This is a genomic window from Lysinibacillus sp. FN11, assembly GCF_024628845.1.
GTDB lineage: Bacteria > Bacillota > Bacilli > Bacillales_A > Planococcaceae > Lysinibacillus > Lysinibacillus capsici.
In genome coordinates this window covers 1108584-1126848 of record NZ_CP102383.1, presented here as the reverse complement: position 1 = coordinate 1126848, position 18265 = coordinate 1108584, and the positions used below count along the sequence as shown (strand labels likewise).

Sequence of the window (18265 nt, the reverse complement as noted above, 5' to 3'; positions counted from 1 at the left end):
TAGTGCCAGATACAGGCTGTATGACCACCATTTCAGAACATAGGATACTGTATAATCATTCTGAAGAGGGTTAACAGCCTGTAAAAACCCGATTGGTGAATCTAACAATCAGTGGAGGAAGAACCTCCACTGATTGAAGGTTCACTTTATGCAATCTCACTTGGTTTTCTTAAACGTTCATGAATCTTATATGCTGCATCTTTTCCTTGCTGTACAGCGGTCACTACCATCGCTTCACCCTGTCCATTACCAAAGACAACATCTCCACATGCAAATACTTTGTCATTGGACGTTTGCATTGTTGTCTCATCAATGTCTACGACACCATTTGTATGAGCTAAACCAAAGGCTTCAATTAACGATACAAAACGAGTTTGCCCGATGGCTTTAATAACAGCATCCACTTCAATGATAAAATTGGAGCCCTTTACTTCTTCAGGGCGTTGTCGACCATCAGGACCTGCCTCACCGAGCTTCATTTTCACACATTCAATGCCTGTCACCTTTCCTGCTTCGTTGCCAATAATTTTTTTAGGTGCAGTTAGCCATTTAAATTCCACACCATCCTGCTTGGCAAATTCATATTCAAATTTGTATGCTGTCATTTCTTTTTCTGTTCTGCGATAGAGAATTTGTACATTGTCTGCACCTAAACGTACAGCACTTGTAGCACCATCTATCGCCGTGTTTCCAGCACCGATTACGGCTACTCGTTTCCCTACAATATCATTTGTAAGCGGTCCCATTTTTGTTTTTCGAATAAACTCAATTGCATCATGTACCCCTTCTAAATCTTCTCCATCAATGCCCAAGTTTGGGACAGCACCCATACCAACAGCTAAAATCACACTGTCATAGTGCGCCAAAATTTCATCTGCAGAAATATCCACACCTACAGCTGTATTCGTTTGAATGTCCACACCAAGCTGTTCAATCTGCTCTACTTCCCAATCTACGACATCATTTGGTAATCGGAATGCTACAATTCCATAGCTTCCTAAGCCCCCAGCCTTCGCTTCAGCTTCATAAATAGTTACTTGATAGCCTAAGCGACTGAGCTCACGAGCTGCAGACAAACCAGCAGGACCTGCCCCTACAATGGCTATTTTCTGTCCATTATGTGGACCTGCCTTAAATAGCTGAGCATTGGTTTCCATTGCCCAATCCGTTGCATAACGTTGTAACTCACCAATTTTAATTGGCTTTGTTGAAGAATTTAAGACACACGCCCCTTCACACAGTTCTTCCGTTGGACAAACTCTTGCACAGCTTGCACCAATTGGGTTTGCTTCTAATATAGTCGTAGCAGAACCCTTCATATTACCAGATGCAATTTTTTTTATAAAATTGGGTATTTGAATACTTGTTGGACATGCTTTAATACATGGTGCGTCATAGCAATACAGACAACGATTGGCTTCCTCAATAGCCTCATTCTTTGTCATCTTACCCTTTAATTCTACAAAATTACGTCTAAGCTGAACGGTCATTGCATTTTCTTGAATCGGAACCATTTCCACATCCCCCTCATGTGTTCATTTTTTCCGTACCCTAATTACGTAGACCGATTGCTTTGCTCTCCAGTCAAAACAATCGGTCCTATCCTGCAGGAAGCTAAATGTTTAGTGCTTCCGCAGCTACTGTTTTTAATGGACGTTTGATGTATCGTCCACTGCCAAGTACACCTACAAATTCTTTATTTTTAATGACATATTCCCCACGTACGAGTACACTAACAGGCTCACCTGTTACCTCCCAGCCTTCATATGGGTTATAGTCCACATTCATATGATGTGTTTTAGCTGAAATTTGGCGCTGTGCCTCTGGGTCAAAAATGACGATATCCGCATCTGAACCAATTGCAATCGTTCCTTTTTGCGGGAATAAGCCAAATATTTTTGCGGCACTAGTAGAGATCATATCTACAAATTCATTGATGGAAATTCTGCCTTTTGCCACGCCCTCTGAGTATAAAATACTGAAGCGGTCTTCAATGAATGGTCCGCCATTTGGAATTTTCGAGAAATCATTTAAGCCTAACTGCTTTTTACCTTTAAAGCTAAAGGAGCATTGGTCTGAGCCAATCGTCTGTAGCTGTTTTGCCTTTAAGGCATTCCATAAATGTTCTTGATGATATTTAGGTCGAAGTGGCGGTGACCAAACATATTTGGCTCCTTCAAAGCCTGGTTGCGCTAATGCGGATTGATCGAGCGTTAAATACGGTGGACAAGTTTCGCCATAAACATCATAGCCCTTTTCACGAGCAGCAATAATTTCATCTACCGCTTCTTTACATGTCACATGCACCACATAGAGCTTCGCACCAGCTATATGCGCTAATTCGATAGCACGTTTTGTTGCCTCTCCCTCCAATTCCGCTGGACGAGTTAGTGCATGATAGATCGGTTCCTTATGTCCTGCACGTCTTGCCTCCTCTACTAACTCATCTATAACAGAGCCATTTTCACAATGAACCATCACTATCGCACCAAGATCCTTAGCGATTTTAAAGGCTTTAAATAGTGTACGATCTGTTGCTTGGAATTCTTTTGCATAAGCCATGAAGACCTTGACAGAAGTAATGCCCTCTTGCTCCAATAATTGTGGTAATTCAGCTTCGGTTTCAGGTGTTAGATCACCAATCATCAAGTGGAAGCCATAGTCAATAGCAGACTTTCCTTTTGCCTTGTCGTGCCATTTCTCTACGGCTGTCGATAATTTTTCTTCTCCTGCTGTTAAACAGAAATCTAAAATAGTAGTTGTCCCACCAAAAGCCGCTGCAATGGTGCCTGATTTCCAATCATCATCCGTCACCGTGTTATTGAATGGCATGTCTAAATGCGTATGGGGATCAATGCCACCAGGCAATACGTACTTGCCTGTAGCATCAATAATTTCAGCACCAGCTTCGATTAAATTTTGTCCAATCTGAACAATTTTACCGTTCTCAATTAAAATATCTGCCTCAAATACATCAGCAGCTGTTGCTACTCGTCCACCTTTAATGATTTTTTTCACTATGCCTCTCACCCTTCATCACAAAATTAGAGAATGCTTGATAGTTAATGCAGTGTATATGTTTCGCCCATACTAAACTTCGTTTGTAGCGTTAACACCGTTTCCAATAAAATATCTGCGCCCTTTGCACAATCTTCAAAGGCCGTTTCCTCTTCTTCACAATGACTCTTCCCTTGAATACTTGGAACAAAAATCATCGCGGAAGGAACCATACTTGCCATATACTGTGCATCATGTCCTGCGCCACTAAACATACGATGAGATGAATAGCCAAAGCTTTGACAAGCTCTTTCTACTTCATTGCAAATCGCACTATCAAAATATACGGTATCTCTTCCCCATAATTTGACAGGCTGAATATGGCATCCGCCTGCTGTCTCAGGAAGCGCGTTGAGAATATCCTCAACCTGTTGCATGACCATTGGTTTTTGATGACGTGAATCAATTGTAAATGTCACCTTATTTGGGATGACGGTATGAATATTTGGGGAAACATTCATACGACCAAAAGTAAAAACAAGTTGTTCGTCAATTTTTCCTAATTGTTCATATAGCTCTTTAATGATGGTTGATGCCACAATCATTGGGTCTTTACGCATTGACATTGGGGTTGTACCTGCATGGTTTGATTGCCCTCTAATTGTAATTTCATAGCAGACCATACCTAGCACACCCTCAACCACACCAATTTCCTGCTGTTTTGCTTCTAATACTGGCCCTTGTTCAATATGCAATTCGATATACGCAAGTGCTTCCTTCAGACGATTGGCTTGCTCTCCCTCATAGCCACTTGCTTGTAAAGCTTGTTGAAAACGAATGCCGTTTTTATCCGTAGATTGGAGCATTTTTTCTTTGTCAAATTTCGAGGTGATGACGCCTGAACTCATCATGGCTGGATCAAAACGTGCCCCTTCTTCATTCGTGAAATTGACAATCGTAAGAGGAATGTCCACTTCGATATCATTTTCCTTTATTGTTCGAATGGCCTCGATCGCTGTTAGTACACCTAACACACCATCAAATTTTCCACCTTTTTCTACTGAATCTAGATGGGAACCCATGACAATGGGTGGCACATTCTTTTTACCAGGAAGAGTGGCGTAAATGTTACCCATATCGTCCACCTGAATATCCATTCCTAACGCTTTGCAACACTCACAAAAATAGTTTCTTGCTAATACATCCTCATTCGAAAGAGACAAACGTGTGACGCCACCATTTTCAGTGGCCCCAAATTGACTAAATTGTTCAATTAACTCTTGCAATCGTCTACTATTACATTTATACATATGCAAGTCCTCTCTTTCACAGTAGTTAATAAACATTCTAAAATAGATAAAATTTGTGAGATATGGATAGTAAACTAAAAAAATATGTGCAACTGCACATCATATATGGTAAGTTATGTTCATAATTAAGGGGGGAACGTATGGGAACGATTCGTAAAATTGTAGAGGGAGTTCATTTCCCAATGCTCACATTAGTCGCTGGACATAGTGGTACGTATCGCAGAGTTACTGGTATTAATGTTGTGGAAAGCAGTGATTTAATCATGTTTTGTAGACCCAATGAATTGGTTGTCACAACAGGCATTCATTTAGATGCGCAGCAAGACTCCTTGGAACATCTTGTCAAACAGGCATACACGAAAAAAGTAGCTGGCTTTATCATTAATACAGGACCATTCATTCCTAGCATTCCAGAAGCCGTCATCTCTTTTGCCAATCAACATGATTTCCCTATTTTTCAAATGCCATGGAATTATCGCATTGCTGATCTATTAAAAACTACCTTTCAATTTATTGCCAATCACCATCAAGAGCTTTCTATCGAAGAAAAGGTTCTTTTCAATCTACTATTTCATTACAAACAAAACACTAACACAATGAAAGATCAACTAGCACAGCTAGGATTTCCTCAAGGAAGAGAATTAGCGATCATAACTTGTACAACCATCGGCTCTCAAACAGCTATTGACCGTTATGAGGTCATGATCCAATTCGCTTTTCAAAATCGCTATCAACGCTTCTTAAAATTAAAGCATAAAAATCACCTCATCTTTTTAATTGATAAAGCACAAATCAATACACCTAATATCCCCTTCTCAAAAGTTGTGGAAGAAATCTATGAAAAAATCACACTAAAAAATGGTTACTTGGATATTATTATCGGCAAAGGTAACTTTCATAAAGAGCTAGAAAATGTTCGCCAAAGCTATGATGAGTCCTTAACCGTCATCCATTTAGCACAGCTTCATAACAACCGTTATTTGTATAAGTATAAAGAAATCGGTGCCTATAAAATATTGATGGCTGTGAAAAATCAGCCCCTAATGAAATCGTTCAGTCAGGATATTTTAGGACAGCTTTATCGCTACGATGAATTACATGGGACAGACTATGTACCTTTTTTACGGATTTTCGTTGAGGAAAATGGCAGTACAAGCAGGATTAGTGAACGTCAATTTATACATCGAAACACGGTCCTCTATAAAATTAAGAAAATTGAAATGCTATTAGATATGGACTTAGGCAATCCCTTTACGAAGACTAATTTGTATATTGCCTTTTTAATTGAGGATGTCTTAATGCATCAATAGCCTGTCACAATTTTAAATTAACTGAATTATCTTTCTCGTTAAATACTCCTTCTAAAATTCTGGAAGCATACATATAAAGTACAAATGGGGGCGACTGTGCATTTTTGTTGTCCACATCTGAGGAAAACATATGCATGCTAATCAACTACCTGTTTAGAAGGAGTGAAGCTTCGTGACAAATGTAACAAGTCCCAATTGGCAAGTAAAAGATGAACAATTTGTATGGCATTCTATGAAGCCCTACAATCCAAATGCAACAATGATCGTCCAATCCTCTAAAGGAGCATGGATTACTGACATTGAAGGTAAGCGCTATTTAGATGCAATGGCAGGTTTATGGTGTGTGAACGTTGGCTATGGACGTGAGGAGATTGCCAAAGTTGCCTATGAGCAACTGCTAGAAAATACGTATACCCCATTATCTATTGGGCACATCCCTGCTATTCAATTAAGTGAAAAAATTAATGAGCTTTTAGGGGATGATTATGTCATCTTTTTCTCTAATAGTGGCTCTGAGGCAAATGAGGCAGCCTTCAAAATTGCTAGACAATATCATCAACAAAAAGGTCAAGTCAATCGAACGAAAATTATTTCTCGTTACCGTGCCTATCATGGTAGCTCGATGGGTGCTCTTGCAGCAACTGGACAAGCTCAACGAAAATATAAATATGAGCCACTGGCACCAGGTTTTTTACATGTCACACCACCTGACACTTATCGTGCTAATGAGGACCATATTCAAAGTAAGGACCCTTGTGCATTACCATCCGTCCAAGCAATCGATCATGTTATGACTTGGGAAATGTCAGATTCCATAGCAGCAGTCATTATGGAGCCTATTATTACTGGCGGTGGGGTAATTATGCCCCACGACCGTTACTTACAAGGAGTTAAAGCTGTTTGTGAGAAGCATGGCGCACTACTCATTGTCGATGAAGTCATTTGTGGTTTTGGTCGTACAGGCAAAGCTTTTGGATTCCAAAACTACGGCATCCAGCCTGATATTGTGACTATGGCGAAAGGCTTAACAAGCGCTTATATGCCACTGTCTGCTACAGCTGTTCGTCGTGAAATTTATGAGGCGTTTGCTGGAACTGAGGAATATGACTTTTTCCGTCATGTCAACACATTCGGTGGATCACCAGCAGCATGTGCCGTCGCATTAAAAAATATTGAAATAATGGAAAAGGAAAATTTATTTGCCCACTCGGCTGCTCTAGGTGCTACATTACTCACTACATTACAGGAGCAATTAAAGGAGCACCCGAATGTTGGGGATGTTCGTGGGAAAGGCTTATTAATTGGCGTAGAGCTAGTACAAGATAAAGACAGCAAAACACCGCTCGACATGACACTTGTGAACAAAGTAATCACACAATGCAAGGAACAAGGGTTAATCATTGGGAAAAACGGGGTAACCGTGGCAGGTTTCAATAATGTGTTAACCTTATCTCCTCCTCTGAATATTTCCTCAGATGAGAAGAATTTCATTGTTGAAAAATTTGTACAAGCCTTACATTCTATTAAACTGTAGGAGGAATAACTAGATGGTAACGAATACAGACATACAGGATTTAGGTCATTTTATCAATGGACAAACAGTTCTAGGGAAAAGCGGACAGTTTTCAGATGTATTCAACCCAAGCACTGGTACTGTCATTGCTCGCGTACCTTTGGCAACAAAACAAGAGGTACAGGAGGCGATTGCTGCTGCCCAAGCGGCTTTTCCTGCTTGGCGTGCCTTATCAGTTGGTAAACGAGCTGAAATTATCCTTAAATTCCGCCAACTCATAACAGAAAATATCGATGAACTAATTGATATGATTTGTACAGAGAGTGGCAAAACGATTGAGGATGCCAAGGGCGAAATTACTCGCGGGTTAGAATCTGTTGATTTAGCTATCAATGCTCCACATTTACTTAAAGGAGAGTATTCGGTGAATGTTGGTGGTCATATCAATGCCTATTCTCTGAAAGAACCATTAGGCATTGTAGCGGCTATTTCACCATTTAATTTCCCTGTCATGGTACCGCTAGCAATTACAAGCATGGCGGTGGCTGTAGGAAACTGTGTGATTCTGAAGCCGTCAGAGCGGGTTCCTTGCTCCGCATTATTTTTATCAGAGCTGTGGAAAGAGGCAGGCTTACCAGATGGGGTTTGGACTGTTATTAATGGGGACAAAGATGCTGTGAATGAGCTGTTATGCCATCCAGCCATTGAAGCGATTTCCTTTGTAGGCTCTACGCCAGTTGCAGAAGCCATTTATGCTACAGCCTCTAAACATGGGAAGCGTGTCACAGCACTAGGGGGAGGTAAAAATAATATGGTGGTTATGCCAGATGCTGACTTAGAGCATGTAGCAAATGCCTTTTTAGGGGCTGCCTATGGAGCTGCCTCCCAGCGTTGTATGGCACTGTCTACCATTATTCCTGTTGGTGAGGATACAGCCAATAAATTAGTGGGTATTCTTGCCGATAAAATTGCCAAATTAAAAGTGGGTCCCTATACAGATGCCGAAGTTGATTTTGGACCAGTCATTACTCAGCAATCTAAGGATGCCATCATTGGCTATATCGATCGTAGCCTAGAAGAAGGCGCAACACTGGTCTGCGATGGGCGAAATCCGGAAATTGCCAAACAATCGAACGGTTTCTATCTTGGACCTACATTACTCGATCATGTAAAGCCTGGGATGGAAATTTATGAACAAGAGGTTTTTGGACCTGCACGGAATGTCGTCCGCGTGGCAACATTAGAGGAAGCTATAGCCCTTATTAATGCCCATGAATTAGGAAATGGTGTAACCATCTTTACAAACAATGGTGCAGCAGCTCGAAAGTTTACCACTGAAATTGAAGTAGGTATGGTAGGTGTCAATGTACCGATTCCTATTCCAGTAGGTTATCATAACTTTGGTGGCTGGAAACGTTCAAGATTTGGTGAGGGGTATATGTTTGGACCTGACCAAGTACGTTTCTTCACAAAAGCGAAAACCATTTCAGAAAAATGGATAGAACAAGGGAATGACGTTACCTCTTCCTTTGCATTTCCAAGTAATCAGGACTAATCCTAAAAAATAAATATTCGCGTAGTCAATAACTACGCGAATATTTTGAAAAAACTGACATACCAACATGGTCATCAGTTTTTACAGTTTAACTACTTGTTCTCTTTTTTCTCTTCCGTTTTTCTTACTTCTGAGAAATCTGTTTCTTCCCCAGCCTCCATGCCATAGCTAGGATTTCTATCCATACGAGTGAATGTATCCACATCATCCTCGTCTTCAAATCGCTTTACAAGAATTGGAATCGAAACTAGCCCAGCAAGACCAACGAGTGCATAAATCCAACGAGATAAGACCGCCGTTTGTCCACCAAATAAATAAGCCACTAAATCAAATCTAAAGAATCCAATGAGTCCCCAGTTGATTGCACCTATAATAACTAGTACTAAGGCGATTCTATAAAGCACGCTCATGTGTACACCTCCTTTATTTTCAATACTCCAAGCTATATTTCTTAGCAGGGAGGTGTCATAAGAAGCGATAAAATGACAAAGACTAGTCATTACAACCGCCGTTTTGACGGTCTTATTTTTTGCAATAACCTCTTTTTTATACTGTGTACAAATGGCGAAATAACGTACGCTGATGAATGGCGTTACTTGGATGGATTTTTATGTGTCTGCTCATGCTGAAGCAGCCATTCTTTGCGCCACATCCCGCCTCCATAACCTGTTAGCGTTCCATTGGAGCCGATAATTCGATGACATGGCACAACAATGCTGATATTATTTTTACCATTCGCACTACCAACAGCCCTTACAGCTTTTTCATTGTTAATAGCAATGGCGATATCCTTATATGAAGCCGTTTCACCAAATCCTACACTCTGTAAAACATGCCAAACAGCTTGTTGAAAATCTGTACCTTGAAAAACATAAGGAAATGAGAACTCCTGACGATCACCTAGAAAATACTCATGCAATTGCTTAACACATTCTAGTAAAACTTCAGGTGTGTCTTGCTGAGGAGCATTGACGACTTGCTCTCGCTCTACAAAGTTAATGGCATCAATTGCTGTATCACTTCCCTCAACTTCTATAATCCCAATTGGTGATGGATAATCTAATTTATACCGTTTCATACAGTGACCTCCATAAATAAAAGGTGGCATAAGCTTGCCAGCCTTGCCAATGTTCCGCATAGTTCTTTAATTCTTCAATTGTTGGTTTTCGTTCTAAGCCTAGTTGTGTTTTTAAAGCATTATGCAGACCAACATCTGCTATAGGAAATGCTGTCGGTTGTTGCAGACACTTCATAAGCACATAATCTGCTGTCCATGCTCCAATACCTCGAATGTCCATTAATCTTTTTTTCATGGCTTCGTAGTCCTCTTGTTGACACAGCAAATCTTTTGTCAATTGACCGCTTGCGATCATTTTGGCAATATCAATAATGTATTCTGATTTCCGCCGTGTAAATTGGAGGTTGATCAAATTATCTACCTCAATAACAGCTATTCTCTCTGGCGTTGGAAACAGCCAATAGCTTTGCCCTTCAAAGTAAATATATTCTCCAAATTGCTCGACAAATCTCTTTTTTAACGTATAGGCAAAAGATAAATTTATTTGTTGACCAATAATTGCCCAAACTAATGCTTCAAATAAATCAGGAATCCCGATTAACCGTAATCCGCTATATTTTTTCACAAGTGAACTTAAGATTTGATCGTTTTCAGCCATCTGGTAATACCCCTGTAAATCCTTTGTTAAATCAAACCACTCTGCGACATATTTTGCGATGATTGCCTGTTCATGGCTAGCTGGCTGTTTCATTGGAAATGTTACTATTATTTTATGGGCTTGCTCAGTTATTTCACATAAAATAAACTGTTCATCAATCTTCAATAATTTGTAGAGCACATTATCCTTTATATGGTGAAGAATTTCGTGATGTGAGCGCTTTATGAACTGCAAACACTCTCTATAATTAAATGCTTGTGGTAACTTGATCACTAAATAACCAACATCGTTTGTCCATTTCATATCATGTCCCCCTGTTACGATAAGTTACGGTATTCTGTAGGTGAACAATTTTTCATCCGTCGAAAAACTTTATAAAAATTAGATGGACTTTGAAAGCCAGCTTCATAACATATCTCTAAATTTGTAAAGTCGGTATGTTTTAATAGATGGGCAGCCTTATCAATTCTGATTTTCTCTAAATACGTTCGGGGTGTCTCAGCAGTCTCTTGTTTAAATAGTCGTTCAAGGTGAAAGGGACTGAGGCCAACATGCTCAGCCATATCCTGTAAAGTCACTCTTTGTTTATATTCGTTCATCATAAAAGTCGTGACATTTTTAATCAATTGCGAGTGTGGGGAATGTTCGATTTCAGGCTGACATCGTTTACATGCCCGATAGCCAGCCGCCTCTACCTTTTGGATATCTTCATAAAATTCAACATTCATCTTTTTCGGTTTTCTGGATTTACAGGAAGGACGACAATAAATCTTAGTAGTTTTAACCGCTGTATAAAAAAGCCCATCATAGGTTTGATCACACGTTATAATCTTTTCCCATTTTTCCTCAAATGATAAATTGACTGCATCGTCCATGATTATTTCACCTCATTCCCATCGACTAAATATATAACACAGAAGTATCTTGGTCTTTTAATAATTTTGCAGCATGCTGTGTTAAATGCGCAATTATTTTATCTGAAAGTGCATTACCAAAGCTAAAACGTTTCACCCCTAATTCTTTTAACAGCTTGACATTCGTTAAATTAGGTAAAGAAAGAAGATTAATGGGCGCATTTATATTACAAGTCACCGTGCTTATTTCATTGGCATCTGTTAAGCCTGGGATAAATATACCACTTGCTCCGCTCTCAATATAAGCTTTTGCTCTTGTTATTGTTTCCTCAAATGGTTGCTCCAATTGAAAGTACGTATCCGTTCGAGCATTTATAAAGAAATCTTTATAGCCATGATTATCTAATTCTTTCCTCATGTTTGTTAATAAATAACAGTGTTCAATTATGCTTCTTAAGCCTGTTTGATGTTTAAGGGAATCTTCAATGTTAATCCCTGCTACTCCCACATCTGCCGTTCTCAAAACATTGTCGATAATACTTTGTTCATCATGGCCATACCCTGCTTCAATATCTGCTGATACGGGTATGTTGACTTGCTCTGTAATGGATTGAATAATTGTTAGATGTCGTTGAAAATCGATTTGTTCACCGTCCGCATAGCCAAGTGAGTTCGCTATGCCCCAGCTTGTTGTGCCGATTGCTTGAAAGCCTGCCTTTTCTAATGATAATGCTGATAAAACATCCCAAGCATTCCCAATAAATAATAGCTCTTGTGAAAAATGTAAATCATAGAATTGCTGAATTTTTGACATAATATAAGCCTCCATGCTGTTTGTTAGACCTTATATTATCAGGAACTATCCTTTTATTTCGTCCTCAATCTTGCTGTTATGGTCTATAATGATGTTGTGGCAAATATCTTGTAATAGGCTATTCAATTGTTTACATATAATCTAGTAACTGTAGAATAGGAGCTATGACCCTTACATGGAAAATAAAATAGTCAGAAGAATAAATTTATTCACACTTATTATCCTAGTTATGTTCGCTCTCATCCCCCCTGTTAGTGCAATCAGCCCAACAGATAAGCTGCTAGATCCTATTGTGTTAGGACAGCATTATGAAATTTTTCGAGACACTTCCAAAAAGGCCTCTATCGAAGATTTATTGAGTGGTGTTCATGACCATTCTTTTGTTGCTAGTAATCAATCGTATCCATTCTTCTGGCATACGGAAGATACTATTTGGTTACGTTTATCCATGGATGATATTTTAATAGATAAAAATAAATCCTATTGGCTAGAGGTAACTGATAAACTAGATAGCATTAATATGTATGTCATTAAAGCAGATGGGACCTACGAGGTACAAAAAAGAGGAATCGCCAATCTAGGGGAGCAATCGATACCTTCACGATCTAATTTATTTCAAATCAATGATCCTGCTATTCGTGAAATCTATTTCAAGTTAGACGGAGCATTACCATTCAGTATAACATCCTATCTTTATAGTGAAATCAGTTTCATCAACAAGATCAGCGAATATAAATTTTTAACAGGTATCTTTTATGGTTTTTTATCCGCCCTCTTAATTTATAATTTATTTTTATATTTTTCATTAAAAGACAAAGCATATTTCTTCTATGTTTTATATATGCTGAGCTTTATTTTCTATCAAGCTACGTTAAATTCACTAGACATTGAATTATTAGGATCATGGTTGCCTAAAGCGTTCTTTATCAAATCTTTAACAGTCAGTGGAAATCTTTTGCTTGTATTTATGCTTTTATTCTGCATTCAATTTTTAGAGTTAAAAAAATTTCTACCGCTATTCCACAAAATAGGGAAATTGCTTTTATGGATTACGATCTGTTCTTTAATGGCCTCCTTTATCATTCCGGATGTGTCCATCACCAATAATTTTACAACTAGCTTTGCTGTTGTTGTCTTTATTTTTTTATGGTTGTCAGGCATTTTTGTATTAGTAAAGGGCCAAAAAATGGCTCGATTTTATCTAATTGGTTGGACGGTTTTACTTGGCTCCATTATCGTTCAAGCACTAGCCTTTTTAAGTGTGATCCCGTTCCATCCACGTATATTTGAGGAGGTTCCGGCTATTGGAGCTATTTTTGAATCAATCTTTTTATCTTTAGCATTAGGAGATAAAATCAATATTATCAAGAAAGAGCATCAAATCATGCAAGAAACGTTAAATGAGCAACTTGAAGAGAAAGTACACGCTCGCACCCAAGAGCTTGAATTAGCGAAGCTGAAGCTTGAAGTATTAGCTAACACAGATCATCTAACACAGATTCCAAATCGTGTACGCCTAGATGATGTATTAGAAAAAGAATTAGAACAAGCTCAAAGAAATGGAACACCTCTTTCTACGATTCTGTTAGATATTGATCACTTCAAAGCCGTTAATGATGAACATGGTCATCAGGTAGGCGATATTGTATTACAAACTGTAGCAGAGCTATTGAAAAATAATGTACGAGCTGAGGACATCGTTGGTAGATGGGGTGGTGAAGAGTTTTTAGTCATTTGCCCATGTTCCCATTTAAAGGATGCTGTGCAGCTATCTGAAAATCTAAGACAGCAGCTTGAACAGCATTCATTTCCAGTTGTTGGTCACAAAACAGGAAGCTTTGGTGTGACATGCTTTGTGATGGGCGATACAATTCATTCCTTATTATCTAGATGTGACATGGCTTTATATCAGGCCAAACACCATGGTAGAAATCGTGTGGAATTTTTACTAGATCATACAAAACCGGAGACGAAAACAGAGGCGTCATTACCTTGACGCCTCTTTGTCCTTGTTTACACATTGACATTTGAATAATTAATATATCGGCACCTAAAATAGTAAAAAAACTATTCGCAGCCTTTTTTTGCTTTGGAAGAAACCAACGTTAGCTCTCTGTTTATCTAAATTAAGTAAGTGCCTGTTCCTTCGAAAGCTTTCGTTGTAAGGCAATTTCTCGGCGTTTTTCTTTCGTCACACGCTGCCAAATGACTACAGTAATGAATCCTATAATAGCTAAGCCTAATAAAATACCAAAGAATACTTTATAGCCCGCAGTGCCACCCCAGTAATCTAAACAGGCTCCTGCAATAATTGGCATAAAGATTTCACCACTATAACCAATTATCATCAGTGGCATAGACACAGTTCCTGTTGTTTCTACTGGATAATCGCCTTCTACTAGAATTGCAAAATGCATCGCTTGTAAAGCATACATAGATGTATAGATAATCCCAATGAACACTAAAAGCATAAGGATAAAAGAAGCTTTTCCTGGCAACAAAATGAGCCCTACTAAACCAAACGCTAATAAAATATAGCCGATTAACACCATATTCGACACACCAATTCGGTCGCCTATGATTCCTGCACTAAAACTACCAATTGGACGACAATATTGCGAAAAGTAGCCCAAAGCCGCAGCAATTAACGTAGACGCACCAAATGCGGCCGTTGCATAAGGTGTAATGTAATAATAGCTAATAATCATCGCATAGGACGTAAAGATAAGGATAGTCGCAAGCCAAGTAGTTGGCATCTTCAACACTTTCCAAAGGACTGCCCAATCAAACGTTTTACTGCTCTCCCTATCTTCTGGACTGACAGTTGCTTGATCTGGATCTTTATACAGCATCATAATCATGAGGCCCAACAAAAGACAAATGACAGAATACACCGTAATCACTGCTGAGAGAGCCATTTTATCACTCATATGTTTTGCAAAAAAAGCAAAGATTCCTAAAATCACAGCGGATTGAATAATATTGGTTACACCACGTCCGCCTTCAAAAAAACCAAAAGCTTTTCCTTGTTCATTTTCAGAGCCTAAAGAACGAACCGCTTTTACTAATGCTCCCCAGAACGTCATAATGGACGTGATTCCCCAAGCAGCATGTATTAGTAGAAGTACTGGATAGGGTGGATACAATAATAATGTAAACCCTAATAATCCTGTGGCTACTAAAGAAATGGTTAATAAATATTTCGTTTTCCAACGATCTGCACAAAAGCCTCCAAAAATGTAGGAAATTAAACAACAAACACCATACGCACTACCAAGTGTCCCCATTTGTGTATTGGTTAAATGAAATGCATCCAGAAAGACATCATAATAGTAGTTTCTAAAATAAGGCAATGCGTAAATTAATGCACCTGAAACAGCTAAAATAACTAAAGTAGCTGTATTCTTTTTTAACTTAGCCTCCATATGTTTACCCCTTATATGTTATTTACAAGCCATGACGTTTAATTTTTTGATTCCATTCCTTATGGAAGACTTGTTTGTCATTTTCTTTGATGGCCATTTCCCCAACAATTTGGAAGTTTTCCTGATCTGATGTTTTGGTAACAGTAATATCAGCGTCAATCCACCAGCCTTCACGACCAATTTTCATCTTTTGATAGATTGTATACTGAGCAGATAGTGGATCAGCATTCGTTAAGGTTAATTCTCGTTTCAAATTATGTTCTACAGTGACATCAATATCATCAAAGCGATAAATGCCTTCACCAAATACGCCTCCAACTCCATCTGTAATACATGTCCATGTATCTGTTAAAATATCATAGGCTATAGAACGATCGACTCTTCCTTCTTGTAGCGTTGTGATTGGTGTTAACGGTGCACTTTCAGGATTCATATTAGGTCCTACTACTTGCTGACCATGGAAGGTTGGCAATGATAAGGTAGCCGTTTCAAGATTCAATGTCAATGTAGCATCTTCCGGCATTGGCCAAAACATCGGCCAAAACGTTGTCGCTAAGGATAAGCGTAAACGATGCCCTGCTTTAAATTGATGTCCACAGCAATCTAACTGAACAAAGGCCTTCACTTTTTCACCAGGTGTTAACAGGTCAACACGATCATGCCCATTTAAGTGTGTTAAATTCATCACGCCATAGGATACACGTGTGACAGCTCCATTAGGCGCTACATCTGATAGCTGTGCAAACAGCATTGCATGTGGTTTGTCACTCATTAATTCCACTTCAAATTTTGGATAGCCCACAATCTCTAATGCATTCTCTAGCCTATCCGTTTCAAAAACCATTGCCATCCCATCATCTAATCGTTGGTCTGCTGGACTTTCTCCTAATACGCCAGCTCCCATCCATTCACCTGATAAAAGACCATGATTTTGAGGAGTTTTCAAGAGAACTTGCTCTTTTTGATCGCCGCGATTTTCTACTAGTTTGCCATGTGTCAGTTGATATCCCTTTGTTTGTACCGCTTCCGCAGTTGGCCACGATTCTAATCCAACCCAATAGCCTTTGCTGATTGGTTTCTTAACGGATGGTTCCATGCTTTCTTCTACCCAGACATTCACCATTGGTCCATCCATTACATCATTGTCTATTCCTTTTAACCAATGATCCCACCATTTCACAGCTTCTTGCAGAAAGCCCATTGCTGGACCTGGCACGCCATCATGTGGATAAACATGTGCCCATGGGCCAATGATGCCTTTTCTAGGAACAGAAAGCCCTTCCATTAAACTTAAGACTGTGTTTGTATAAGAATCTTCCCAGCCATCTAACGCAAAAACAGGGATTTCTATGTCATTATAATTCTCACAAACCGAACCATGTTTCCAATAGTCGTCTCTTGTTTGATGCTCCATCCATTGTGCCATCCACAAAGGCATATTTTCTAATCGTTCCATCCATTTATCACGCCAGCTATCGCCAACAATATGTGGATCAATCGGACGAAGCTGGTAGGCTAACATAATAGCGCCCCACCAGAAGTTATCGTTTAATAAACAACCGCCCTTATAGTGAATATCATTATTAGATGCCTCACTCGGGAAATCTGCTGAAATGTTTGTTGTGAAACCTCTTGAAAGTCAGTGTTCTCGGGGTTTTGATTTATACTCAAAAATATGCGTAGGAAAACAAAAGAAAAAGAATGAAGTTATTTGAGGAACTTTGTGGGGAACTAAAATCTAAACATTTAATATTTTAATTACACAGGCAGGTATGTATACAAGTCACTAAACAAAAGTGACTTGTGTAATTTATTGAACATGATATTTTTTAAAAGCTTGTTTTTTTCTTTCTTCTGATACGGGTGCGTATCTTAAAGTGGTGGCTGGATCTTCATGGCCCAACAAATGTTGTAAATCTGTTAATTCAATTCCTGAATCCATAGACAATGTGGCGAATGTATGACGCATGACATGTGGTGTTAATGGCTTTCCAACCTGTGAAAGCTGTTCTATTTTATTTACCTGATATTGAATTCCCCTATTAGTTAATCTTCGAATTGGGTGTCTAGAGGTAACAAATAAAGCGTTACATTCATCGTTTCGTGATTTTAAGTATCGTTTGAGATGATATAAAGCCTTGAAGCTAAAGAAAACCCTCCTCTCTTTATTTCCTTTTCCGATGACGACTGCGCTCATATCCTGCCAGTTAATATCCTCTATATTCAAATTCTTTAACTCGCTTAATCTACACGCTGTACTATAGAGTACTTCAATTAAAGCTCGCTGACGTAGTGAATCACATGACTCTCTCACTAATTCTAATTCCTCAATTGTCAGGCCCTCTCTTAATCGTTTAGGAACTTTTGGTTGCTTTATTCTCAGTGTGGGATTCTTTAAAAGTATTTCCTCTCGTACTAACCAAGCATAAAATGCTCTAATAATTGTTAATTTAGTGGCCACTGTTCCACTTTTTAGATGACCATATTCAGCAAGGTATTTTCGTATATCTGCTGTTTCAACTTTCAATAGTGATTTATTAATAAACTTCAAAAATCGTTTCAATTCATATTGGTAATTAGTGATAGTGGTATCAGAATAATTTTCTATCTTAATAGCATTTATGTACATACATAGATAGTCTGCATTATCAGATGTATATTGTCTTTCATCTTTTGGCTCTATACTATAGTTCGTCAATAAGTCATCTAAAAATAATGAAAGCTTTACCTCTTCGATTTCTTTCGAAGCCATTTTCACTACTGTAATTATTTCATTTAATAAAAGTAATTTTGACAAAAGTGTTTCCCCCT

15 protein-coding genes are annotated in these 18265 nt (G+C 38.7%); 4 read left to right on the top strand and 11 right to left on the bottom strand.

Going from position 1 to position 18265, the window contains the following annotated elements; genetic code table 11:
- Window positions 1-146 precede the first annotated feature (146 nt).
- From NP781_RS05860 to NP781_RS05850, 3 genes are all read right to left on the bottom strand, one after another.
- Window positions 147-1514 carry an NAD(P)-dependent oxidoreductase gene (locus tag NP781_RS05860; RefSeq protein WP_221680640.1) on the bottom strand — a complete coding sequence of 456 codons (1368 nt, stop codon included), beginning with the start codon at window positions 1512-1514 and terminating at the stop codon, window positions 147-149.
- 100 nt (window positions 1515-1614) lie between these two features.
- Window positions 1615-3018, bottom strand: coding sequence for a dihydropyrimidinase (gene hydA, locus NP781_RS05855; protein ID WP_221680639.1), 1404 nt, complete (start codon window positions 3016-3018; stop codon window positions 1615-1617).
- Between the two features lie 44 nt (window positions 3019-3062).
- Window positions 3063-4307, bottom strand: coding sequence for a Zn-dependent hydrolase (locus NP781_RS05850; protein WP_257521729.1), 1245 nt, complete (start codon window positions 4305-4307; stop codon window positions 3063-3065).
- Window positions 4308-4447: 140 nt separating this feature from the next.
- On the opposite strand from NP781_RS05850, the gene NP781_RS05845 reads away from it, so the two are divergent.
- The 3 genes from NP781_RS05845 to NP781_RS05835 all read left to right on the top strand — a co-directional run bounded on the left by NP781_RS05845 (window position 4448) and on the right by NP781_RS05835 (window position 8685).
- Window positions 4448-5617, top strand: a complete 1170-nt coding sequence (locus NP781_RS05845; protein ID WP_221680637.1) for a PucR family transcriptional regulator — start codon at window positions 4448-4450, stop codon at window positions 5615-5617.
- A 172-nt stretch (window positions 5618-5789) separates the two neighbouring features.
- A complete protein-coding gene (locus NP781_RS05840; protein WP_263082388.1) occupies window positions 5790-7151 on the top strand; it encodes an aspartate aminotransferase family protein in 1362 nt (453 codons plus the stop codon).
- Between the two features lie 13 nt (window positions 7152-7164).
- Window positions 7165-8685, top strand: coding sequence for a CoA-acylating methylmalonate-semialdehyde dehydrogenase (locus NP781_RS05835; RefSeq protein WP_221680635.1), 1521 nt, complete (start codon window positions 7165-7167; stop codon window positions 8683-8685).
- Window positions 8686-8777: 92 nt separating this feature from the next.
- Here the strand turns inward: NP781_RS05835 and NP781_RS05830 are convergent, their stop codons facing one another.
- The 5 genes from NP781_RS05830 to NP781_RS05810 all read right to left on the bottom strand — a co-directional run bounded on the left by NP781_RS05830 (window position 8778) and on the right by NP781_RS05810 (window position 12029).
- A complete protein-coding gene (locus NP781_RS05830; protein ID WP_004232735.1) occupies window positions 8778-9095 on the bottom strand; it encodes a DUF378 domain-containing protein in 318 nt (105 codons plus the stop codon).
- Between the two features lie 182 nt (window positions 9096-9277).
- Entirely contained in the window at window positions 9278-9763 is a 486-nt protein-coding gene (locus NP781_RS05825; RefSeq protein ID WP_221680634.1) for a methylated-DNA--[protein]-cysteine S-methyltransferase, read from the bottom strand.
- A complete protein-coding gene (locus NP781_RS05820; RefSeq protein WP_257521728.1) occupies window positions 9750-10664 on the bottom strand; it encodes a DNA-3-methyladenine glycosylase family protein in 915 nt (304 codons plus the stop codon). Before NP781_RS05820 ends, NP781_RS05825 begins: the two co-directional genes overlap by 14 nt.
- 14 nt (window positions 10665-10678) lie before the next feature.
- On the bottom strand, window positions 10679-11236 hold the full coding sequence (locus NP781_RS05815; protein ID WP_257521727.1) for a bifunctional transcriptional activator/DNA repair enzyme AdaA: 558 nt from the start codon (window positions 11234-11236) through the stop codon (window positions 10679-10681).
- A gap of 25 nt (window positions 11237-11261) precedes the next feature.
- Window positions 11262-12029: an isocitrate lyase/PEP mutase family protein gene (locus tag NP781_RS05810; protein ID WP_257521726.1), complete on the bottom strand. Its 768-nt coding sequence runs from the start codon at window positions 12027-12029 to the stop codon at window positions 11262-11264.
- A 175-nt stretch (window positions 12030-12204) separates the two neighbouring features.
- Here NP781_RS05810 and NP781_RS05805 point away from each other — a divergent pair, with 175 nt between their 5' ends.
- The gene (locus tag NP781_RS05805; protein WP_257521725.1) at window positions 12205-14025 is read left to right on the top strand and encodes a sensor domain-containing diguanylate cyclase; all 1821 of its coding nucleotides are present in this window, start codon (window positions 12205-12207) and stop codon (window positions 14023-14025) included.
- A 130-nt stretch (window positions 14026-14155) separates the two neighbouring features.
- On the opposite strand, the gene NP781_RS05800 is transcribed toward NP781_RS05805, so the two are convergent.
- The 3 genes from NP781_RS05800 to NP781_RS05790 all read right to left on the bottom strand — a co-directional run bounded on the left by NP781_RS05800 (window position 14156) and on the right by NP781_RS05790 (window position 18251).
- Window positions 14156-15454: an MFS transporter gene (locus tag NP781_RS05800; RefSeq protein WP_257521724.1), complete on the bottom strand. Its 1299-nt coding sequence runs from the start codon at window positions 15452-15454 to the stop codon at window positions 14156-14158.
- A gap of 22 nt (window positions 15455-15476) precedes the next feature.
- Window positions 15477-17030, bottom strand: a complete 1554-nt coding sequence (locus tag NP781_RS05795) for a CocE/NonD family hydrolase (protein ID WP_257522501.1) — start codon at window positions 17028-17030, stop codon at window positions 15477-15479.
- A 234-nt stretch (window positions 17031-17264) separates the two neighbouring features.
- On the bottom strand, window positions 17265-18251 hold the full coding sequence (locus tag NP781_RS05790) for a tyrosine-type recombinase/integrase (RefSeq protein ID WP_257521723.1): 987 nt from the start codon (window positions 18249-18251) through the stop codon (window positions 17265-17267).
- Between the last annotated feature and the right edge of the window lie 14 nt (window positions 18252-18265).